The 19,820-nt window shown below is 63.5% G+C and carries 22 protein-coding genes; 14 read left to right on the top strand and 8 right to left on the bottom strand.

From position 1 onward, the window contains the following. Nucleotides 1-26: 26 nt before the first annotated feature. Complete coding sequence (locus EXZ48_RS09565) at nucleotides 27-185, bottom strand: entericidin A/B family lipoprotein (RefSeq protein ID WP_023514482.1); 159 nt, start codon at nucleotides 183-185, stop codon at nucleotides 27-29. Nucleotides 186-199: 14 nt separating this feature from the next. Between EXZ48_RS09565 and EXZ48_RS09560 the strand changes: the two genes are divergently transcribed. The 10 genes from EXZ48_RS09560 (at nucleotide 200) to EXZ48_RS09515 (ending at nucleotide 8,307) form a co-directional block, all read left to right on the top strand. Continuing rightward, nucleotides 200-841 carry a DUF1638 domain-containing protein gene (locus tag EXZ48_RS09560; protein ID WP_023514483.1) on the top strand — a complete coding sequence of 214 codons (642 nt, stop codon included), beginning with the start codon at nucleotides 200-202 and terminating at the stop codon, nucleotides 839-841. A 96-nt stretch (nucleotides 842-937) separates the two neighbouring features. After that, complete coding sequence (locus EXZ48_RS09555) at nucleotides 938-1,720, top strand: formyl transferase (RefSeq protein ID WP_245461987.1); 783 nt, start codon at nucleotides 938-940, stop codon at nucleotides 1,718-1,720. Between the two features lie 208 nt (nucleotides 1,721-1,928). Further along, nucleotides 1,929-2,231, top strand: coding sequence for a virulence factor (locus EXZ48_RS09550; RefSeq protein ID WP_023514485.1), 303 nt, complete (start codon nucleotides 1,929-1,931; stop codon nucleotides 2,229-2,231). After that, complete coding sequence (locus EXZ48_RS09545; RefSeq protein WP_023514486.1) at nucleotides 2,224-2,811, top strand: methylenetetrahydrofolate reductase C-terminal domain-containing protein; 588 nt, start codon at nucleotides 2,224-2,226, stop codon at nucleotides 2,809-2,811. The genes EXZ48_RS09550 and EXZ48_RS09545 overlap by 8 nt, the downstream gene beginning before the upstream one ends. A 3-nt stretch (nucleotides 2,812-2,814) precedes the next feature. Beyond that, nucleotides 2,815-3,909 carry a methylenetetrahydrofolate reductase gene (locus EXZ48_RS09540; RefSeq protein ID WP_023514487.1) on the top strand — a complete coding sequence of 365 codons (1,095 nt, stop codon included), beginning with the start codon at nucleotides 2,815-2,817 and terminating at the stop codon, nucleotides 3,907-3,909. Nucleotides 3,910-3,999: 90 nt separating this feature from the next. Beyond that, nucleotides 4,000-4,965 (top strand): methyltetrahydrofolate cobalamin methyltransferase, encoded by a 966-nt coding sequence (locus EXZ48_RS09535; protein ID WP_050743298.1) that lies wholly within the window; start codon nucleotides 4,000-4,002, stop codon nucleotides 4,963-4,965. A gap of 1 nt (nucleotide 4,966) precedes the next feature. Further along, complete coding sequence (locus EXZ48_RS09530; RefSeq protein WP_130515567.1) at nucleotides 4,967-5,290, top strand: hypothetical protein; 324 nt, start codon at nucleotides 4,967-4,969, stop codon at nucleotides 5,288-5,290. A 36-nt stretch (nucleotides 5,291-5,326) separates the two neighbouring features. Next, the gene (locus tag EXZ48_RS09525; protein WP_050743300.1) at nucleotides 5,327-7,399 is read left to right on the top strand and encodes an ASKHA domain-containing protein; all 2,073 of its coding nucleotides are present in this window, start codon (nucleotides 5,327-5,329) and stop codon (nucleotides 7,397-7,399) included. Nucleotides 7,400-7,585: 186 nt separating this feature from the next. Further along, the gene (locus EXZ48_RS09520; RefSeq protein WP_130515565.1) at nucleotides 7,586-7,894 is read left to right on the top strand and encodes a hypothetical protein; all 309 of its coding nucleotides are present in this window, start codon (nucleotides 7,586-7,588) and stop codon (nucleotides 7,892-7,894) included. A 14-nt stretch (nucleotides 7,895-7,908) separates the two neighbouring features. Next, entirely contained in the window at nucleotides 7,909-8,307 is a 399-nt protein-coding gene (locus EXZ48_RS09515; RefSeq protein WP_245461983.1) for a hypothetical protein, read from the top strand. A gap of 37 nt (nucleotides 8,308-8,344) precedes the next feature. Here the strand turns inward: EXZ48_RS09515 and EXZ48_RS09510 are convergent, their stop codons facing one another. Then, on the bottom strand, nucleotides 8,345-9,262 hold the full coding sequence (locus tag EXZ48_RS09510) for a LysR family transcriptional regulator (protein WP_023517077.1): 918 nt from the start codon (nucleotides 9,260-9,262) through the stop codon (nucleotides 8,345-8,347). A 116-nt stretch (nucleotides 9,263-9,378) separates the two neighbouring features. On the opposite strand from EXZ48_RS09510, the gene EXZ48_RS09505 reads away from it, so the two are divergent. Beyond that, the gene (locus EXZ48_RS09505; RefSeq protein ID WP_024271527.1) at nucleotides 9,379-9,597 is read left to right on the top strand and encodes a hypothetical protein; all 219 of its coding nucleotides are present in this window, start codon (nucleotides 9,379-9,381) and stop codon (nucleotides 9,595-9,597) included. A gap of 105 nt (nucleotides 9,598-9,702) precedes the next feature. After that, the gene (locus EXZ48_RS09500; RefSeq protein ID WP_023516964.1) at nucleotides 9,703-9,906 is read left to right on the top strand and encodes a hypothetical protein; all 204 of its coding nucleotides are present in this window, start codon (nucleotides 9,703-9,705) and stop codon (nucleotides 9,904-9,906) included. Nucleotides 9,907-10,011: 105 nt separating this feature from the next. On the opposite strand, the gene EXZ48_RS09495 is transcribed toward EXZ48_RS09500, so the two are convergent. After that, a complete protein-coding gene (locus tag EXZ48_RS09495) occupies nucleotides 10,012-10,620 on the bottom strand; it encodes a GNAT family N-acetyltransferase (protein ID WP_130515564.1) in 609 nt (202 codons plus the stop codon). Nucleotides 10,621-10,918: 298 nt separating this feature from the next. Between EXZ48_RS09495 and EXZ48_RS09490 the strand changes: the two genes are divergently transcribed. Continuing rightward, nucleotides 10,919-11,926 (top strand): GlxA family transcriptional regulator, encoded by a 1,008-nt coding sequence (locus EXZ48_RS09490; protein ID WP_023516966.1) that lies wholly within the window; start codon nucleotides 10,919-10,921, stop codon nucleotides 11,924-11,926. A 38-nt stretch (nucleotides 11,927-11,964) separates the two neighbouring features. Here EXZ48_RS09490 and EXZ48_RS09485 read toward each other — a convergent pair whose 3' ends face one another. The 5 genes from EXZ48_RS09485 to EXZ48_RS09465 all read right to left on the bottom strand — a co-directional run bounded on the left by EXZ48_RS09485 (nucleotide 11,965) and on the right by EXZ48_RS09465 (nucleotide 17,995). After that, entirely contained in the window at nucleotides 11,965-13,209 is a 1,245-nt protein-coding gene (locus tag EXZ48_RS09485; protein ID WP_024271528.1) for a diguanylate cyclase, read from the bottom strand. Between the two features lie 221 nt (nucleotides 13,210-13,430). Next, nucleotides 13,431-14,258 (bottom strand): response regulator, encoded by an 828-nt coding sequence (locus tag EXZ48_RS09480; protein ID WP_024271529.1) that lies wholly within the window; start codon nucleotides 14,256-14,258, stop codon nucleotides 13,431-13,433. Between the two features lie 186 nt (nucleotides 14,259-14,444). Next, complete coding sequence (locus EXZ48_RS09475; RefSeq protein WP_037409439.1) at nucleotides 14,445-14,708, bottom strand: hypothetical protein; 264 nt, start codon at nucleotides 14,706-14,708, stop codon at nucleotides 14,445-14,447. A gap of 147 nt (nucleotides 14,709-14,855) precedes the next feature. Next, on the bottom strand, nucleotides 14,856-17,333 hold the full coding sequence (locus EXZ48_RS09470) for a mechanosensitive ion channel domain-containing protein (protein ID WP_371687647.1): 2,478 nt from the start codon (nucleotides 17,331-17,333) through the stop codon (nucleotides 14,856-14,858). Nucleotides 17,334-17,437: 104 nt separating this feature from the next. Beyond that, a complete protein-coding gene (locus tag EXZ48_RS09465) occupies nucleotides 17,438-17,995 on the bottom strand; it encodes a DUF924 family protein (RefSeq protein WP_130515560.1) in 558 nt (185 codons plus the stop codon). Nucleotides 17,996-18,147: 152 nt separating this feature from the next. Here EXZ48_RS09465 and EXZ48_RS35885 point away from each other — a divergent pair, with 152 nt between their 5' ends. Next, nucleotides 18,148-19,545: a M10 family metallopeptidase C-terminal domain-containing protein gene (locus EXZ48_RS35885; protein WP_130515558.1), complete on the top strand. Its 1,398-nt coding sequence runs from the start codon at nucleotides 18,148-18,150 to the stop codon at nucleotides 19,543-19,545. The last annotated feature ends 275 nt before the right edge of the window (nucleotides 19,546-19,820 follow it).

The following is a 19,820-nucleotide window of genomic DNA, read 5'->3' as shown; positions in this document are numbered from 1 at the left end:
CACCGGCGCCCTTTCACCATGATCTATCAATTGACGGAATGCACGACCCGGCGACCGGCATCCTGGGTCGCATCCACCGCGTTGGCGGTGTCACGGCCGAGGCCGCGGATGGTGTTGCCACAGGCGCTGAGCACCAGCAGCGCGGTAAAGACAATGCCGAGACGGGCAAGATTTTTCGCGGTCATGGCGGGATCCTCTCATGAATGCACTCGACTCGGAAATTAGACCAGCCGGCGACGAAGCGGAACGTGGCAACGCGGAAAAAGTTCGCGTCATCGCCTGCGGCGCCATCGCCCGTGAAGTCCTTGCCATCCGCGAGGCAAACGGTCTTTCCCATATCGACCTGCTCTGTCTTCCCGCGATCTGGCACGCCCACCCGGAAAAGATCACGCCCGGCGTGGAGCAGGCGATCGCCGAGGCGCGGGCCGAGGGGTTTTCCCGCATTTTCGTCGGCTATGCGGATTGCGGCACGGGCGGATTGCTCGACCGGCTCTGCGAGCGCGAGGGCGTCGAGCGCATCGCCGGGCCGCACTGTTATTCCTTCTTCGCCGGCAACGCCGCCTTCGCGGCCAAGGACGACGACGTCACCTCCTTCTTCCTCACCGATTTCCTCGCCCGCCAGTTCCGCGCCTTCGTCATCGAACCGCTCGGTCTCGATCGCCATCCCCAGCTGAAGGACATGTACTTCGGCAATTACAGGAAGCTCGTCTATCTCTCGCAGGTCGAGGACGAGGGTTTGAAGCAGAAGGCGAAAGAGGCGGCGGACTATCTCGGCCTTGCCTACGAGTATCGCTTCACCGGTTACGGCGACCTGACGGGCGAGCTTTTACGCGCCCGCTAACCAATCCTTAGCCCTGCCCGGCAAATCCCCAACGCAGTTACCGCTTCCTAAGCCATCGCGACGAAGATGCCGCAAAAGACTGGCGAGGCCTGGGACATGACGGAACGCGACATACGGATGGAAACGGTGGCCATGCTGATCCAGCCCGGCCCCAACCCGGAAATCGTCATCAACGCCGTCAAGACCACCTTCCCGAACCTTGTCGTCATCGAGGAGCAACCCGAATCGAAAAAGCTGTTCATCCGGCGGCGCGCGAAAAAGCTTGGCTGGATGCAGGCCCTAGGCCAGCTCGCCACCATGGTCGTTTCCAAATACGGCAAGCGCTTCACCGCAAAACGCGCTGAGGAAATCCTCGAAGAATACGGCGCAAACCCCTCGACGGACTCGACAATCCGCCGCATCGCCATCCCCTCGGCCAACGGCCCCGAACTGCTGACAGCGCTGGAAGAGGTGCGGCCGGCCGCACTGCTTCTCGTCAGCTGCCGCATGATGAAGGCCGGAACGCTCGCGGCGATCGCCTGCCCCGTCCTCAATTTCCACGCCGGCATCAATCCGCGATATCGCGGCCTGCAAGGTGGCTACTGGTCACGCATCGAGCGCGACGAGGCAAATTTCGGCGGCACCATGCACCTCGTCGACCCCGGCGTCGATACCGGCGACGTGCTCTACCAGCAGCGCGTCACCCCCTCCAAACGCGACACGATGCACACCTATCCGCTGCTCCAGACGGCGGCCTCGACAGGCATCATCGTCAAGGCGATGCGCGATGCGGTGACCGGCAATCTCAAGCCCTTGAAAATAGCGGCGCCCTCGCGGCAATGGTATCATCCGCCGATCTGGACATGGCTCTTGAACGGCGTGACCCGCGGCATCTGGTAATTCCTTCTGTATAGTCGAATCCCACGTCGTTTTTGAACATGGGGCAGTCGTGGCGAGTGAAGCCCGCGACGCGGCCAAACCGCATTGTCAGCGCTAGAGCAATTCCAGGAAAAGTGTGCCACGGTTTTCCGTCCGGATTTGCGCAATAGGAGGAAGAGCGTTTTCGCGATCCGAAGAAACACGCAGACGCTCTGGGAGAATTTTCGACATGGCAGACCGCATCATCGTCTACTGGCGCGACATCCCCGCCCAGGTCATCATCAAGAAGGGCCGCACGAGCGCCAAGCGGGAACTGTCGCTGCGCTTCACCGAGGCGATCGACATGTGCGCCATGCGCACGGGCGCCGCCGAGACGGACGACTATCTCGCCGAATGGCGCAAGGCCGACCCCATCCCGGTCTCCGACGATCTGGAGACGGAAGCCGACAAGGCCGCGGCCGAGCTGGAAGCCGCCTATGACCGTGAACGGCTCGTCGCCCTCGTCAAGGCCGGAGGCCGCGACAATGGCTGACGCCATCCAGAAACCGGGCAATGCCGCACCCGCCAAGAAGGCCGCCACCGGCGCCTTCACGCCGGCCGGCGTCTCGCCGAGCCGCCGGGCCCGCCGCAAATACACGATCCGCCTGTGGGCCGTGCGCAACTCCCGCTTCTTCGAGTGGTTCTACCACCGCTTCGCCGAGGTTTTCCTGCTCCTCCATCCCGTCTGGAAGCTGTTCGGCTACCAGCGCGTCGAACGGCCGATCACCTTTGTCGAAAAGCATGTGAAGGGCTTTCTCTTCGACTGTCGCATGTGCGGTCAGTGCGCGCTGTCGTCCACGGGCATGTCCTGCCCGATGAACTGTCCCAAGCAGCTTCGCAACGGCCCCTGCGGCGGCGTGCGCGCCAACGGCAATTGCGAAGTGGAACCGGACATGCCCTGCGTCTGGGTCCAGGCCTGGAAGGGCTCCCAGAACATGGCCAAGGGAGATGCCATCATGAACGTGCAGAAGCCGGTGAACCAGTCGCTGCGCGAAACCTCCTCCTGGCTGCGCGTGACGGCCGAAGCCGCCGCGGCCAAGGAAGCTGCCGCCGCTGCAGGAAAGGACGCCTGATCCATGGCGCATATCGACGAAAACCCGCTCGGCCCCCACCTGCCGCTCGATCCCCTGCCCGGTCATTCCTCGCTCGGCCGGCTGGAGCGCGTGCTGCGCCGCGGCGAATTCGCCGTCACGACGGAACTCAACCCGCCCGACAGCGCCAACCCGGAAGACGTCTACGAGCGCGCCGCGATCTTCGACGGCTGGGTGGACGGCATCAACGCGGTCGATGCGTCCGGCGCCAACTGCCACATGTCCTCCGTGGGCATCTGCGCGCTCCTGACCCGCATGGGTTATGCGCCGATCATGCAGATCGCCTGCCGCGACAAGAACCGCATCGCCATCCAGGGCGACGTGCTCGGCGGCGCGGCCATGGGCGTCACCAACATCATGTGCCTCACCGGCGACGGCGTACAGGCCGGCGACCAGCCGGGCGCAAAGCCGGTCTTCGACCTCGACTGCATGTCGCTGCTCGAAACCGTGCGCATCATGCGCGACAATTCGAAGTTCCTCTCCGGCCGCAAGCTGACCTCGCCGCCGAAGGTTTTTCTGGGCGCGGCGATCAACCCTTTCGCCCCGCCCTACGACTTCCGCCCCTATCGCCTCGGGAAGAAAATCGAGGCTGGCGCACAGTTCGTACAGAGCCAGTACTGCTTCGACGTACCGATGTTCCGCGAATACATGAAGAAGGTGCGCGACCTCGGCCTGCACGAGAAGTGCTACATCCTCGTCGGCGTCGGCCCGATGGCCTCGGCCAAGACGGCGAAGTGGATCCGCTCCAACGTGCCCGGTATTCACATTCCCGATTCCGTCATCGCGCGGCTCGAGGGCGCCCAGGACCAGAAGAAGGAAGGCAAGCAGCTCTGCATCGACATCATCAACGAGGTGAAGGAGATCGAGGGCGTTTCCGGCATTCACGTCATGGCGTACCGACAGGAAGAATATGTCGCAGAGATCGTGCATGATTCCGGCGTGCTGAAAGGCCGGCGCCCCTGGAAGCGGGAACCGAACCCGGTCGACCAGCTCGTTGCCGAACGCATCGAAAGAACCCGCGAGGGCGTCGAGCAGAACCAGCAGCAGATGGCGGAGATCGCTGCCCATCACCCCCATTGATCCCCATGCCGGCCACCGCCGGCATGCCGCTTGTAACACCGGAAATCGCACGCTAGATCAAACCCGGCGCCCCGCCCCAGAGGACCCTATATGACACGCACCATCGTCGCCTCGGCCACCCGCGAAATCATCATCGGTTTCGACCAGCCCTTCTGCGTCATCGGCGAACGCATCAATCCGACCGGCCGCAAGAAGCTGGCCGCGGAAATGCAGGCCGGCAACTTCGAGACCGTGATCAAGGACGCGCTGGAACAGGTCGCCGCCGGCGCCACCATGCTCGACATCAATGCAGGTGTAACCTCGGTCAACCCGAACGAGACGGAGCCGGGCCTTTTGGTGCAGACGCTGGAAATCGTCCAGGGCCTCGTCGACATTCCGCTCGCCATCGACAGCTCTGTGACCGCCGCCATCGAGGCCGGCCTGAAGGTCGCCAAGGGCCGCCCGCTGGTCAATTCCGTCACCGGCGAGGAAGAGAAGCTCGAAGCCATCCTGCCGCTCGTCAAGAAGTACGACGTTCCGGTCGTCGCCATCTCGAACGACGAGACCGGCATCTCGATGGACCCGGACGTGCGCTTCGCCGTTGCCAAGAAGATCGTCGAGCGCGCCATGGACCATGGCATCAAGCCGCATGACATCGTCGTCGACCCGCTCGTCATGCCGATCGGCGCGCTCGGCGATGCCGGCCGCCAGGTCTTCCAGCTGCTCTATCGCCTGCGCAACGAACTGAAGGTCAACACGACCTGCGGCCTTTCCAACATCTCCTTCGGCCTGCCACACCGCCACGGCATCAATGCCGGCTTCATCCCCATGGTCATCGGCGCCGGCATGACGTCCGCCATCATGAACCCCTGCCGCCCGCAGGAAATGGAAGCCGTGCGCGCCGCCAACGTGCTGAACGGCACCGACGCCAACTGCACCAACTGGATCATGACCTACCGCGACCACAAGCCTGCCGAAGGCGGCGCCGTTGCCGCCGCGTCCGCAGCTCCGGCAGCCGGTGGCGGCCGCCGTGGCGGCCGTGCAGCCCGCGCCGGCGCCGGCGCGGCCCGGGAATAACGTGGCCGGCGGGCGACAGCTCCGTCGCGACGCCTTCAGCCTCTGGCTGGAGGCGCCTCTCGTGATCGCCATGCGCTGCCACGAGATGGGCATGGCGGCGATGACGGGCTCGACCCAGAACACGGCCGAGATGACCCGGATGGTCACCGAAAAGATGGCTGCCACGGCGGAAAGCGTCGTGGCGGCCAATTTTGCTGTTGCAAAGGCCATGATGACGGCGGCATCGCCCGAAGCTGCGGCCCGCGCCGTCTCGGAAGCCGCGCTGAAGCCCTATGGCAAGCGCGTGCGCCGCAATGTGCGGCGTCTCTCGGCCAAAAAGGGCTGAGATGCGTCGTTTCACGCCGAAAAGAGAGTACGACCGATGCGCATCGAAGGTGAGAACGAGATCAACATGACCGAAGCCTCGGTGAAGGAGCCGCTCGTCCTCTTCATGCCCTCGGGCAAGCGTGGCCGCTTCCCGGTGGGCACGCCCGTTCTTGAAGCCGCGCGCAAACTCGGCGTCTATGTCGAAAGCGTCTGTGGCGGCCGTGCCACCTGTGGGCGCTGTCAGATCGAGGTGCAGGAAGGCAATTTCGCAAAACACAAGATCGTCTCCTCCCTCGACCACATCTCGGAAAAGGGCCCGAAGGAAGAGCGCTACGAAAAGATCCGTGGCCTGCCGGATGGCCGTCGCCTCTCCTGTTCCGCCCTCATCCTCGGCGATCTCGTCGTCGATGTGCCGCAGGACACCGTGATCAACGCACAGGTCGTGCGCAAGGCCGCGACCGACCGTGTGATCGAGCGCAACGCCGCGGTCCAGCTCTGCTATGTCGAGGTGGACGAGCCAGACATGCACAAGCCGCTCGGCGATCTCGACCGCCTGAAGGTAATGCTGGAAAAGGACTGGGGCTGGAAGGATCTCCTGATCGCGCCCCATCTCATCCCGCAGGTGCAGTCGATCCTGCGCAAGGGCAACTGGGGCGTCACCGCCGCCATCCACCGCGACATGGATTCTTCGCGCCCCTTCATCGTCGCCCTTTATCCCGGCCTGAAGAACGAGGCCTATGGCATCGCCTGCGACATCGGCTCGACGACCATCGCCATGCATCTCGTGTCGCTGCTGTCGGGCCGCATCGTCGCCTCTTCCGGCACGTCCAACCCGCAGATCCGCTTCGGCGAAGACCTGATGAGCCGCGTCTCCTACGTCATGATGAACCCGGACGGCCGGGAAGCCATGACCAAGGCCGTGCGCGAAGCCGTCAACAGCCTGATCGGCAAGGTCTGCGGCGAAGGTGAGGTCGACCGGCACGACATCCTCGACATGGTGTTCGTGGCAAACCCGATCATGCACCACCTCTTCCTCGGCATCGATCCGACGGAGCTCGGCCAGGCGCCCTTCGCGCTCGCCGTGTCGGGCGCATTGCAATACTGGGCGCACGAACTCGACATCGACGTGAACCGCGGTGCGCGGCTCTACACGCTGCCCTGTATCGCCGGCCATGTCGGCGCGGATGCGGCGGGCGCGACACTTTCCGAAGGCCCCTACCGGCAGGATCGCATGATGCTGCTCGTCGATGTCGGCACCAATGCGGAAATCGTGCTCGGCAACAAGGACCGTGTCGTCGCCGCATCCTCGCCCACCGGGCCTGCCTTCGAAGGCGCGGAAATCTCCTCCGGCCAGCGCGCTGCACCAGGCGCGATCGAGCGCGTGCGCATCGATCCCGCGACCCTGGAGCCGCGCTTCCGCGTCATCGGCGTCGACAAGTGGTCGGACGAAGAGGGGTTTGCCGAAGCCGCCAAGAGCGTCGGCGTCACCGGCATCTGCGGCTCGGCGATCATCGAGGTCGTCGCGGAGATGTACCTCGCCGGCGTCATCTCCGAGGACGGCGTGGTCGATGGCTCCATGGTGGAAAAAAGCCCGCGCATCCTGCAGAACGGGCGCACCTTCTCCTACCTGCTGCATGACGGCGAGCCGCGCATCACGGTGACGCAGAACGACATCCGCGCCATCCAGCTCGCCAAGTCGGCGCTCTATGCCGGCATCAAGCTCCTGATGGAAAAGCTTGGCATCGAGCATGTCGACACGATCCGCTTTGCCGGCGCCTTCGGTTCCTTCATCGATCCGAAATACGCCATGGTGCTCGGCCTCATCCCGGATTGCGACCTTGCCGAGGTGAAGGCCGTCGGCAACGCCGCCGGCACGGGCGCGCTCATGGCGCTTCTCAACCGCGACCACCGCCGCGAGATCGAAAGGACGGTCGCCCATATCGAGAAGATCGAGACGGCGCTGGAGCCCAACTTCCAGCAGCTTTTCGTCAACGCCATGGCGCTGCCGAACAAGGTGGATCCCTTCCCGGAACTCGCCAAGGTCGTCACCCTGCCGGAGCGCAAGGTGCTGGCCGACGATGGCGGCGGCGAAGGTGGTGGACGACGGCGGCGGCGCAGCCGGGAGTAGCAGGCACGGCGCGCCCTCGGGGCAAAATAGTCCGCCTGCAGCCCCCCATAAACCACCCCGCAAAGAATCCGTTTTGTTTTCGGCGGTTTATCGGCATGATCCGAGAATAGGGCGACGGTCTCGCCCGTTGATTGCCATATCGACCGCGTAACCTCCCGCAATTCCCAGCGTGTGAAAGCCTCGTCCATGACGCTTGCCCGCCTCGTCGCCGCAAGCCTTCTTCTTGTCGCCAGCAGCCTGCCGGCGCGCGCCCAGGAGGACTACCCTTTCACCGGCGAATGGGAATGCGACGGCGCGCCCTTCGTCTTCACCGCCACGGCCTACAGCATCGGCGACGACACCTACGACGTCCAGGAGGTGCAGGAGGGGTCGGACGGCTCCTACACGCTGTTCCTCTCCGACGAGGTCTACATCTACCTGTCCGCGATCACCGCGGACACGCTCGATTTCTCCTCTTCCGAAAGCAGCCATACGCTGAGCTGCCGCCGCTACTGACAGAAAGTGTTCCGATGAACCGCGCCCGCCTTCTCGCCCTTGCCCTTTGCCTCGGCCTCGCCTCGCCTGCCCTTGCCGATACCTATGCGGCGATCAGCAACACGGCGATGGCCATTACCGGGGATATCGAGTTCGACGATTTCGGAATCACCTTCGAGAACGGCAAGCAGATCACCTTCGACGAACTTGTCGGCGATACGTTCGTGGTGGGCGGCGAGACGGTGGCAGCGTCGGTCTACAGCCTCAAGGAGGCATCGGATCCGGTCCTCAACAACGGCAACCGGCTGTGCGGCGAGCCCGTCACCTATGTCGCGTCCTGGGGCGATGCCGATACGACGACCGTCGCCGTCTTCGCAACGCAGGACATGCCGGAAAGCGACGCGCAGATGTGCGCGTCCTATACCTACGAGTAGGCGGCCGGTAGGCCGGGCACCGCCGGCCCGCCGTGGTTCAGCAGGCGACCTGCAGCATATCCATCGGCCGGCGCTCCATGCGGGCGAAGGCGGCGCGGATATATTCCGCGACGGCGAGCGCCGGCGTTTCCGCCTCCTCGTTGACGACGAGGCCGATCAGGTAATGACCGAGATCCGGCAGGCCGTCCTTCTCGCCGAGCGCCACCATGTCGTCCCCCACCAGGAAGCGCGCGAGTGGCGCAACCGCAAGGTCCGCCCGGATGGCGGCACGCTGGCCCATGTGATGGGCGCAGAAATAGGCGACGCGGAAATCACGACCCGACCGGCTCAGCTCCTCGAGCGCCCGCGCCCGCCAGATGCAGCCTTCTTCCCAGACCGATACCGGCAGAGGGTTCTTCAGATGCGCATTGCCGCAATTCTTGCCGGCCCAGACGAGCTGCTCCTTGAGCAGGATTTCTCCGGGAACGGGAATGGTGCCGTCCGTGGCATTGAAGATGGCAAGGTCGAGCCGACGTTCGGCGACGGCGCGGCGCAGATTGCCGCTCGTCTCGATCGATACATTGACGGCGATCGACGGATAGGTCTCGGCAAAGCGGCGCAGCACTTCCGGCAGGATGAGCTCGCCGACATCGTCAGGCGCACCGAGCCGCACCACGCCGTTCATTTCCGGCATCATGAAGCGTGACACCGCCTCGTTGCTGAGCGCGATCAGCCGGCGCGCATAGGACAGCAGCACTTCACCATGATGCGTCAGCACCACGGAACGCGCATCGCGGCGGAACAGCGTGCAGCCGAGCAGTTCCTCCAGCTTCTTGATCTGCATGGAAACGGCAGACGGCGTGCGGTGCACCGTTTCGGCGGCCGTGGTGAAATTGCCGGTCTCGGCGATCGCCACGAAGGTTCTGAGGATGTCGAGTTCCAGCAAGGGGAGCGTCTGGCGCATCAGCAGGTTCATGCCTACCTCCATGGATCAGAAAATCTGAAGCAAACTGTTACTTCATTTCGTTTGATTGAAAACCGAGATGGGCGGATAGTCAACCTCACAAGCCACCGAGTGGAAGGAAAAACGCCATGGATACGCAGAAATCGTACGCAAGCGGCGCCGATCTCGCCGTTGCGGTTCGTGGAAACGGATTTTACTACGCAATACGGCGCTTCGTGGGCGACGCGATAGAAGCCCGCCGCCGGCGCAATGCCGCCCGCCACACAGCCGAAGAACTGGCACAGCTGCCGTCCTACCTCAAGGACGACATCAACTGGCCGGCCGCCATCAATCATGAAGAACACTGATAAATCCAATCAAATATATTCGTTTGATTGATGCATAAGGTTGCGACATAGTCACGATCAAGGTCGCGACCTTTCGAAACCTCCCAAGCTCGAAAGGACCCTGAAATGGCAATAGCATTGGAACATCGTCCGGTACGGCGTGCGTCTGGCACCCGTCACACCGGCAACCTGTCTCATCCCCTCCGGGATGCCTTCGAACGGATCGTATCCGCCTGGCGGCGGTATCGCACCGAGCGGGAGCTGGAAGGCCTGTCCTTCGACCAGCGCAAGGATATCGGCTTCCGTTCGTGGGACAAGACGACACGATGACGGATGACTGTAGCGGCAATCCGCCGAAGAAAGACGACGCCGAACACCGCCGGAGCTGACCGTCAAACGTCCCTCCGGCGGTTTTCTTTTATAGCATGCCGCGCCTCAGGGCCGCAGGATCGGCACCGCCGGCGCCACCGTTTCCGGCAGGACGCCCGTCACCCGCGGATCGTCGAAGACCTCCACCTGGCGCTTGACCGGCGTGAATCCCGAGCGAATGTAGAAGGACAGAGCCTGCGGCGCGTCGAGCGTGCAGGTATGCACCCAGAAGCGGCGGATCGGCGGATACCCGTCCCGCGACCAGGCACGTGCGATCGCCCGGTTCATCAGCCAGCGCCCCGTTCCGTTGCCGATCGTCGCCGGCGTCAGGCCGAAGAAGGCAAGTTCGCAGACACCCTCCTCGCGAAAATCCAGTTCCAGCAGCCCCTCGCCCTGCCCGTCCTTCATCACGGCATAGACCTCGACGTCGGGATGATGGAGAATCGCCTTGAGATCGGCCTCCGCCATGGCGAGGCGCGAGGCCCAGAGCCATTCGGCACCGATGCGGCCATAGAGGTCGCGATACCAGGCGATCTCCGGCCGGGCGATGTGCTGGAGCACGATTCCAGCCTGTTCGGGATCGGCGCGTCCGGCTGGCGGTGCCCGCATTTCAAGACAGGTCACCACGGCAGCAAGCTTTCCAGCCGGCACGTCCGAATATCCATCTGGCAGCATCGATTTCACCTTGCAAGAGTTCACTCCCCTATGTCGCGTGGCGGGGACACTTGTCAAACGGAACGGCGCGGCCTCCTTGCATCGGCCCATGCTGTCGCAATCGGACGATGCCGGCGGCAGGGTCGCAAATGTGCAAGTGCGGAGGCAAAGACACAATTCCGCCGGAAGACACTGGCATTTCAGCGATACGCAGCGTGCCTCAGTCGTAACCATCCCTTTCGGTGTCGCAAAAATACTAGCGCACCTGCCGGCCTGCCTGCGACGATTGCGACATCGCGCCCCCAGCATGGACACTCCGATGAACAAGCAAAACGTCAAGAAGCGCTCTCTCGTTTTCTTCCTTGTGCCCAACTTCTCCATGCTGCCCTTCTCAGCGGCGATCGAGACCCTGCGCATCGCCAACCGCATGCTCGGCTACGAGGCCTATACTTGGCGCCTCGCCTCGACGGACGGCCAACAGGTTCTGTCCTCCAGCGGCATCGGCATCGAGGTGAATTCCTCGCTCACCGACGAGCGCAAGCACCTCGGCGGCGAGAGCCGCCCCTCCATGGTGCTGGTCTGTTCCGGCATCTATGTGGAGGATTTCTCCAACAAATCGGTCAATGCGTGGCTGCGTGAGGTCTACAACCGCGGCATCGCCGTCGGTTCGCTGTGCACCGGCGCCCATGTTCTCGCCCAGGCCGGCCTCCTCTCGGGCAAGCGCTGCGCCATCCACTGGGAAAACCTGCCGGGCTTTGCCGAGGCCTTTCCGCAGGTCGATGTCTACGCCGACCTCTACGAGATCGACGGCAACATCTATACCTGCGCGGGCGGCACTGCTTCGCTCGACATGATGCTGAACCTCATCGACCAGGATTTTGGCGAGAACCTCGTCAACCGCGTCTGCGAACAGGCGCTGACCGACCGCGTGCGCGGGCCGCACGACCGCCAGCGCCTGCCGCTGCGCGCCCGCCTCGGCGTGCAGAACGCCAAGGTTCTGTCGATCATCGAACTGATGGAAAGCAATCTCTCCGAGCCGCTGTCCCTGCTGGAGATCGCCGACAGCGCCGATCTCTCGCGCCGCCAGATCGAGCGCCTGTTCCGCCAGGAGATGGGCCGTTCGCCCGCCCGTTACTATCTCGAAATCCGGCTCGACCGCGCGCGCCATCTGCTGGTGCAGTCCTCGATGCCGGTGGTGGAGGTCGCGGTCGCCTGCGGCTTCGTTTCCGCCTCACACTTCTCCAAGTGTTATCGCGAACTCTACAACCGCTCGCCCCAGCAGGAACGTGCCGAGCGCAAGCTGACGCTTTCGGCCATCGCCCGCTGAACCGAAAAATACTGGCTCCGGCCCCGCCTCGGCGGGGCTCAGCTTGCCAAGGCGCTCATCAGCGACAGCTCGGAGAAGACCCGGTTCCGGCCGGCATGCTTGGCCATGTAGAGGAACTGGTCGGCAGCGTTCAGGTAGTTGTCGAAGGTCTCCCGGCCGGAAATCGCCGCAAGGCCGGCGGAAACGGTGATCGTCAGGGGTTCGCCGTCCGCGTTGATCGGCTGGGCCGCCAGTTCCTGGCGAAGCCGCTCGCAGTAATCCAGCGCTTCCTCCAGCGGCAAGCCGTTGAAAATGATGCCGAACTCCTCGCCCCCGAGTCGCGCCAGAAGATGGCGATCGCCGACCCTGTGCTTGAGCCGGCGCGAGATGGCCTTCAGCACGATATCGCCGACCTCGTGGCCATAGGTGTCGTTGAGGCGCTTGAAATGGTCGATGTCGAGGATGGCGATCGACATGGGCTCGCCCCGGCGCAATGCCTGGTCGACGAGCCGTGGCCCCGCCTCGAAAAAGTAGCGCCGGTTGTAGATGTCGGTGAGATAGTCCCGCGCCGCGATACGGTGCAGCGACTGCACGCGCTTCTGGATCGCGGCGACGTGGAAGATCCGGCTGTTGAACTCTTCGACAAGAAAGGGTTTCTGGATGTATTCATCGCCGCCGGCACGCAGAAAGCGGGCGGCGACCATGCGGTCCTCGGAGGTCGAAAGGCCGACGACCCGCACGGCATCGTCGCCGTGGCGTTGGCGGATCTCGCCCAGGAGATCGAAACCGTTCATGTCGGAGAGCGCGAGATCACAGACCACCATGTCGATGCCGCCGTGCGAATCGAGCGCATCGAGCGCCGCCGCACCACTTTCGACCGCAATGATCTGGAAGCGCTGCTTGGCGATCAGGCTCACCTGCCGCTGCAGGCTTTCCGGATCGGAATCGACGACGAGCACCTGCGTCTTGCCGCTCGTCAGGATGCGGTCGACGGCCAGCACCAGCTGCTGGATCGCCGCCGGATTGTCCTTGACGACATAGTCGAGCACGTTCTTGGCGAGGATATGATCGCGGGTCGCATCGCTGAAGGAACCCGTGAAGACCAGCGGCGCGATCCCCTTCGAGATCACATAGTCGAGCGCTTCGCAGTTCGGCGCATCGGGAAGATTGAGGTCGAGCACGGCCAGCACGAATTCCGGCGCATCGCCCTGGAAGATCGCCCGGACGGCAGCCATGCTGGAGCAATGGGTAACGGCAAGCCCAAGTTCCCGCTCAAGCCTGTACCTGAGCGCGGTGGAGAACATGCGCGAGTCTTCCACAAGCAGCACCTGCTGGCCAGAATGGCGCAGAAATGCAGGCCCTCGCTGCGGATTTGGATCCACTCCCACGTCGTCCAGTACCCTGATGATGTTCCGGTCTGAAACGCATTACAAACCACCGGTTTTACCAACTGGTTAATCCGGAAAGAAATATCTTACGCTACGTAAGGGACATATCCGGGTGGATCACGGAAATGTCAGGAAAATCAGGCCGTAAGGCGCTGCTGAGCCGTCTTGATCTGGGTCAGTGTGTCCAGATTCTGATTAACGCGGCAGTAGAATTCCTCATCGATGAACGGACGCATGATGAAGTCGTTCCCGCCGGCCTTCAGGAAGCGCGCGGAAAGCAGGCGATCGGTCGAGGACGACACGCCGATGATGCGCAGCTTGTGCGATCCGATCGTACCGCGAATGCGCCGCGTCAGCTCGAAACCGTCGATGTCGGGCATGTTGTAGTCGGTGATCATCAGGCCGATATCGGGATTGGCTTTCAGCAGCGCAAGCGCAGCCGAGCCGTTCTCCGCCGTGCTGACGCGGAAATTGTAGCGCTTGAGGCGCGTCGTCAGCAGCGCCCGGGCCGTCGCGCTGTCATCGACGATCAGGACGTGGTGATTGTGATTGGTCAGGAAGCGGCAGACCGATTCGGCCAGCATATCGACGGCGAAGATGTTGTCCTTCAGGATATAATCGACGATTTCCTTGGAGAGCAGCTGGTCGCGCGTCTTCTGCTGAAACGTGCCGGTGAAGACGATCGTCGGAATGCTGAGATCGACGAGATAGTTCAACGCCTCGCCGTTCTCGGCGCCCGGCAGGTTGATGTTCGAGATCGCGAGCGTGATCTTGTCACTGGACTTGTCATAGGCAAGCTCCAGCTCCTCGAAGCTGCGGCATATCTCGACATCGATGTCGAAAAGTTCCTTCAGGCGCTTTGAGATCATGGATGTGAAGACATTCGAGTCCTCGGCAACAAGAATACGGTGATGCGAGAGAGACGCGCCGGAATACTGCATCCCGGAAATGCCGATAAATGCCATGATATGCCTTCGTGGTATGAATGTTCCCCAGGTTAAGACCTAGCGGCAACCCTTTGCGAAAGCGTTAAATTTAGAGGGCATCAAAAAGCGGGAAGCGATTCTCCGCCTTACCGCGCAAAACCCGTCGCCCAAAAGCAAAGCGGCGCGGTTCATCTTCCGCGCCGCAGCAAAGACCCATCCGGAAGCTTACTTGACCGAGGCCGAGCCGCCCTGGATCTCGACATTCTCGCCGCCGTTCAGCGCGATACGGTCGCCGTTCGGCAGGGTGACGAAACAGCCGGTCGGGCAGATCGTTTCCGTCGCTCCAGGCTCGAGCGCGACCTCCATACGGCTGCCGCCCTCGACGATGACGAGCACCTGGGTGTCACCGTCCTTGTTGGTCACCGAGGCAGCCATGGCCGGAGCGGACATCGCAGCCGATACCAGCAGCATCATGATCATTCGCTTCATCATTGCCCGGCGCCGCAGCGCCGCCCCTGTTTCACAAGCCCTGGAGGAACACTATCGCTCCTCGTCGGGATTTGCATGTGTTTTATGGGGAAACGGCTGAATGCAGCGTGAATGCGGCGTTCATGTGCCGCAAATCAGGCGCTCCGGTCAGGTTTCGGGCACCTCGTCCGCGGCCTTGCCGCGCCGACCCGCCACCTGCGGGCGCATCTTCTGCGTGGCCTGATCGAGCAGCGTGGTGATGAGATCGGCCCCTTCCGGCGAGATCTTGATCGGCACCTCCGCCGACGCCGGCGCGCCGATGGCGACGCCCTCGGTCCGGAACCGTTCGAGCACGGCGGCGCGCAGATCGGATTTCACGCCCGTGCCGTTGAGGATATCCGCAAGGAAGGCACGGACCTCGAAATCCAGCGTCGAAGACGAAAAGGCCTGGAAGACCACCATCGGCTCCGGATTGCGCAAAAGCCCCTGCTGCGCACGCACGACCTCGACGAGGATTTCCTGCACCCTGCGCGGGTCGTTGCTGCCATGCACGCTGATCATCAGATCGACACGGCCGAGCTTGTTGCGATGCGTCCAGTTGCCGACCTGCCCGTTGATCAGCACCGAATTTGGCACGATCACCGTCTGGCGCTGGAAGGTCTCGATCTCGGTGGCACGTACGGAAATGCGGCGCACGAAGCCCTCGGTCGTGCCTGCCACCACCCAGTCGCCCACCTTGAACGGGCGTTCCGCCAGCAAAATGAGGCCCGAAACGAAGTTCGAGACGATATTCTGCAGGCCGAAACCGATACCGAGCGAGAGGGCACCAGCGACGAGCGCGAGGCTGGACAGGTTGATACCCGCCGCCGATATGCCGACAAGGCCGGCCAGCGCCACGCCGGCATAGCCGACGGCGGTGCGTACGGAGTTGCGCACGCCCGCATCGACCTGACTGCGCGCCAGGACGTTGCCGTCCACCCATTTCTGGAACCAGCGCGTGATGACGAGGCCGGCGACGAAGAGCAGGATGCCCGCAAGGATGCCGATCAGCGAGATCGTGATGCTGCCGATGCGAATCTCCGTGAAGATGCGGTAGGCCCAGGATTCGATGTCGGCGATCTGGAAGCCCCATTGCAGGAGAACCAGCGGCACGAAGAAGACGAAGATCAGCAGATAGATGCTCAGGCCCGCGGCAAGCCCCACCTGGTCGAGCGACACCTGCCCGAGGCCGAAGCGCGCTTCCAGCCGCTTGCCCACCGCCGTTTCGGCAAAGGCGTTGGGCGCGGAAACGGCGCGGCCGGAAAGGAAGCCGATATACATGGTTACGATGATCGCGCCGGTGACGACGATCTGCGTGGCGATGAAGCGCGCCATGCCGACATAGCCGAACAGCGAGGCGAAGATGAGCCCGAGACCGGTTAGCATCAGGAGGATGAAGATCGATCGCGGCCAGGGGCGCCCCTGCGAATCGGGCGTTTCCCCCTGGTGCAGCACCGGCTTGATGAAGGCAGTGACGACGAGCAACGCACCGATGACGATCGAGGCGAAGAAGCTCTTCACCACCGTTAGCACGACCGGAGAGCCCAGTGTTTCACTGATCGTGCCGAGGAAATAGTCGGCGCCGTTGACGAGGGCCATGCTGAAGATCAGCAGCCACAGAAGCTGCGCGCCACGATCGGAGACCCGCACCAGTCGCCAGTGGCCGTCGCCGGGCGACAGGACCGCATTGGCAAGCTGCGCCACGAAGAAGATCGCCACCATGACCCCAAGCGCCACCGACGCGATCGGCGCAATGTCGGAGCGCAGCACGTTGAACGTGTCGAGGAAGAAGTAGCTGGTACCGGCAAAGGCGCCGACGGCGATGCTCGGCAGGATCGTCGACCAGAAGGCGACGGAAAGCCGGGTGATATAGTGCGGCTTCTGCTGCTGCACGGCGCGCGTGATGAAGGGTGAGAACAGCCGGTAGCCACCGGACAGCAACACCAGCGCTGCCATCAGGGAGAGCCCGACGGCGCCCAGAAGCTGCATGCGCTTGAACTTCCAGACGAACTGCAGCCAGGCCGTTACCGTACGCCCGAGCGTCGCCGTCTCGTTGCTGAGCGCACCGGTGGCCTCTGTGAAGAGCGCGGTGTTGACGTCCGTACGCTTCAGGATCGCGTCGGTGAAAAGCTGCCGGCGGATTTCCGTGATACGGTTGGAAAGCTTCGTCGCCTCGATGGAAAGGTTCTCCGCCTCCCCGGTCAACGCATTGATCTCGTTGCGCTCCCCGGCAAGCTTCTTGCGCTCCTCCACCACGACGGCAGCTTCGGCCGGTGCCCCCTCGGCCGGCGGATCGCCCAGCTCGGTCTGGCGCGCCTTGATCGCCTCCAGCCGCGGCCGCGTCGCGACGGAGATGGCAAGGATCGTCCGGTTCAGCGCCTCGGCCTCGACCTTCAGTTCGACGAGCCGCGCATCGTCGTCCTTGAAACGGTCCACCCGCTCGCGAATCGCATTGAGCTGACCGGCTGCACGATCGAGGTCGTTGCTCGCCTGCTCGAGCTGGGTCGCATCGACAATGGCGGGCGCGGCGGGCGTCTGTGCGCGGGCGGGCACCGCCGCGAGCAGGAGAACGGTGAGAAGGACGGAAAGAAGGCGGAAGGTCGGCAACAGGCCATCCTCAATTGAACGGAAACAGACGACGCAGCGCAGGCATGCGATTGCGCCCCTTCTACCCACGAATGCGGCCATTTTAAACCGGCCCGCCCGCGATGCTAGAATCCGGCACCCGGCTCGGCGAGATAGGCCTCCTCCTCCCGCGTCGAGACGCGGCCGAGGAAGGCGTTGCGATGCGGAAAGCGGCCATATTCGGCAATGACGTCCCGGTGGCGGACGGCATAGTCGAGATACATCTCGTCGCCATGCGCCTCGAACAGTTCGACGGAGAGGTCCTGGTCGGCCAGCGCTTCGGAATGCTCGAGCGGCATATAGAAGAAATGGCGCCGGTCATAGGGAACCGCCTTGTCGGCGCCCACCTCCAGCGCAAGGCGCGCTTCGCGCCGGGCGATCCAGTCGGTGGCGAAGGCCAACGGCGAGGCGCGGTACATATTGCGGGGAAACTGATCGAGAACGATGATGGCGGCAAGCCGCGCCTCCGGGCTCGCCCGCCATGGCGCCGTCACCGCCTGCGAGAGGGCGAAATGCGTCTCGACGAAGGTTTCGCGCACATGCGCGTCGAGCCCCGGCGTCGATTGCCACCAGTCCTTTGCCGTCAGCGTCTCGCACCAGAAGTCGACGACCTCCTGCGGTGTCCTGATCCTGTTCTCGCTCATGCCGTCTGTCTCCGTTCGTCTTCGCCGCAATATGGCGGGGTGCGCCCGGGTTGCAAGGGGGCGGCGTTAGCAAAGCGTTTGCCCTTTTCGTGAGCGCCGCCTTTACCTCGCCCGCGCTAGCCTGCACACACGCGACGAAAGCAGGGCCAACAATGCTGAAATTCACCGGTCTTTCCACCTCCGCCTACCGGAAGACGGGTTTCGACCTGCTGCTCGCCCTGGAGGGCTCGACGCGGCGCGCCTATCTCGACACGGCAGCCGATCCGGCGCCGACGATCGGCATCGGCTTCAACCTGCGCTACAATCTCGAACCCGTGCTGAAGGCAATCGCCGGCAGCAGCTGGAGCACGGCGCTGCAGGCCAGGCTGAAGGCCGTCATCGACCAGAGCTATTCCAGGGGAGAGACCGCGCTGCTCAACGGCCGGCTCGATAAGGTCATGGCCGACTGGAATGCGACGCGCGATCCAGCCGTGCCGAAAACCTTCGCCTTCTCGTCCGATGCCGAAATCCAGGCGGCGCTGACCGCGCTTTCGCCTCGCTACGAGAGGGCGATCGACACGTGGCTCGCCGGCATTCCCAACTCCACCGAGCGCGCCGTACTCTTCAGCATGGCCTACAACGCACCGTCCCTGCTCGGGCCGAAGCTGAAGGCTGCCATCCTGGCCGGCGACCGGGCGGAGGCCTGGTACGAGATCCGCTACAATTCCAATGGCAGCGGCCATGCCGGCATCGCCAACCGGCGTTATGTCGAGGCCGAACAATTCAAGCTCTTCGCCAGGGAGGGCACGGCGACGACCGAGGAAGCGCTCGATGCGGGCCGCATGTATGCCGCGCACCGGGAAAAGATTCTCTCCTATGAAGGCCGCTTCGATGCCGATACCGCCGGCCGTATCAAAGGGTTTTCGGGCATCGACGCGATCTTCGAGGAATATGCCCCCGCCATCGTCAGGTTGAAGGCCGCCTATGGCATAGCCAAGGGCATGGCGCTGGAGGAACTGCAGGTCGCCTCCGCCACTCTCCGCAATCTCTCGGGCGACGGGACGGCGCACGATACGGCCGCCAACGATGCCGATCTCCTTGTTGGATCCCCGCACGCCAACACGCTTTCCGGCGGCCGCGGCAACGACGCGCTGGTCGGCCTTGCCGGAAATGACAGGCTCGATGGCGGTGCGGGAAACGACTGGCTGAGCGGCGGCACCGGCGCGGACAGGCTGACGGGCGGCGCTGGCGCCGACACCTTCATCTTCCGCAGCGCCGGCGATATCGGCCTTGCGACGCGCGACCGCATCGCGGATTTCGAGCCCGGCCGCGACCGCATCGACCTTTCGGCCATCGACGCCAACGGCTCTGAGGCGGGCCACAGCTTCACCCTTCTTGCGCGGGGCAAGGCCTTCACGGGCGATTCCGGCGAGTTGCGCTGGTATACGACGACAGCAAAGGGCAAGGCCATCACCATCGTCGAAGGGGATATCGACGGCGACAAGACCGCCGATTTCCGCCTCGACCTCGACGGCAAGCTGGCACTGAACAAGGGCGACTTCCTGCTCTGACAATCGCCGCCACCGCAGCGGACGCAAAACCGCCTTGCAGCTTTGCCACAGCGTCACGCCGGCACCTTTTCTTCATTGAAACACTGCAATGCGCCGGCGCTCAAACGCCGGTGCACCGGAAGGCGTGCTGCAGCGAATCTACGGGACGCAAACACGAGCCGAGGCGGGCAACCTGTTCCCCAGGGAACAGCGCGGCGCAGATGGTGCAATAAAACAACGGTTCACCCCGCCGATCGCATGGAACCCCGGCCGCCGGCGGCACGACCATAACGCCC

The sequence above is a fragment of the Shinella sp. JR1-6 genome, assembly GCF_004284735.1.
GTDB lineage: Bacteria > Pseudomonadota > Alphaproteobacteria > Rhizobiales > Rhizobiaceae > Shinella.
The sequence above is the reverse complement of the archived record's forward strand: the minus strand, read 5'-3'. Positions and strand labels throughout refer to the sequence as shown.

Bases quoted from the DNA above. Each gene is read 5' to 3' on its own strand.
- EXZ48_RS09560 (WP_023514483.1), top strand. From the start codon at position 200: ATGAATGCACTCGACTCGGAAATTAGACCAGCCGGCGACGAAGCGGAA.
- EXZ48_RS09465 (WP_130515560.1), bottom strand. From the start codon at position 17,995: ATGAGCGAGAACAGGATCAGGACACCGCAGGAGGTCGTCGACTTCTGG.
- EXZ48_RS09565 (WP_023514482.1), bottom strand. From the start codon at position 185: ATGACCGCGAAAAATCTTGCCCGTCTCGGCATTGTCTTTACCGCGCTG.
- EXZ48_RS09520 (WP_130515565.1), top strand. From the start codon at position 7,586: ATGACGCTTGCCCGCCTCGTCGCCGCAAGCCTTCTTCTTGTCGCCAGC.
- EXZ48_RS09550 (WP_023514485.1), top strand. From the start codon at position 1,929: ATGGCAGACCGCATCATCGTCTACTGGCGCGACATCCCCGCCCAGGTC.
- EXZ48_RS09540 (WP_023514487.1), top strand. From the start codon at position 2,815: ATGGCGCATATCGACGAAAACCCGCTCGGCCCCCACCTGCCGCTCGAT.
- EXZ48_RS09490 (WP_023516966.1), top strand. From the start codon at position 10,919: ATGAACAAGCAAAACGTCAAGAAGCGCTCTCTCGTTTTCTTCCTTGTG.
- EXZ48_RS09495 (WP_130515564.1), bottom strand. From the start codon at position 10,620: ATGCTGCCAGATGGATATTCGGACGTGCCGGCTGGAAAGCTTGCTGCC.
- EXZ48_RS09535 (WP_050743298.1), top strand. From the start codon at position 4,000: ATGACACGCACCATCGTCGCCTCGGCCACCCGCGAAATCATCATCGGT.
- EXZ48_RS09515 (WP_245461983.1), top strand. From the start codon at position 7,909: ATGAACCGCGCCCGCCTTCTCGCCCTTGCCCTTTGCCTCGGCCTCGCC.
- EXZ48_RS09525 (WP_050743300.1), top strand. From the start codon at position 5,327: ATGCGCATCGAAGGTGAGAACGAGATCAACATGACCGAAGCCTCGGTG.
- EXZ48_RS09505 (WP_024271527.1), top strand. From the start codon at position 9,379: ATGGATACGCAGAAATCGTACGCAAGCGGCGCCGATCTCGCCGTTGCG.
- EXZ48_RS09475 (WP_037409439.1), bottom strand. From the start codon at position 14,708: ATGAAGCGAATGATCATGATGCTGCTGGTATCGGCTGCGATGTCCGCT.
- EXZ48_RS09545 (WP_023514486.1), top strand. From the start codon at position 2,224: ATGGCTGACGCCATCCAGAAACCGGGCAATGCCGCACCCGCCAAGAAG.
- EXZ48_RS35885 (WP_130515558.1), top strand. From the start codon at position 18,148: ATGCTGAAATTCACCGGTCTTTCCACCTCCGCCTACCGGAAGACGGGT.
- EXZ48_RS09500 (WP_023516964.1), top strand. From the start codon at position 9,703: ATGGCAATAGCATTGGAACATCGTCCGGTACGGCGTGCGTCTGGCACC.
- EXZ48_RS09480 (WP_024271529.1), bottom strand. From the start codon at position 14,258: ATGGCATTTATCGGCATTTCCGGGATGCAGTATTCCGGCGCGTCTCTC.
- EXZ48_RS09485 (WP_024271528.1), bottom strand. From the start codon at position 13,209: ATGTTCTCCACCGCGCTCAGGTACAGGCTTGAGCGGGAACTTGGGCTT.
- EXZ48_RS09510 (WP_023517077.1), bottom strand. From the start codon at position 9,262: ATGAACCTGCTGATGCGCCAGACGCTCCCCTTGCTGGAACTCGACATC.
- EXZ48_RS09555 (WP_245461987.1), top strand. From the start codon at position 938: ATGACGGAACGCGACATACGGATGGAAACGGTGGCCATGCTGATCCAG.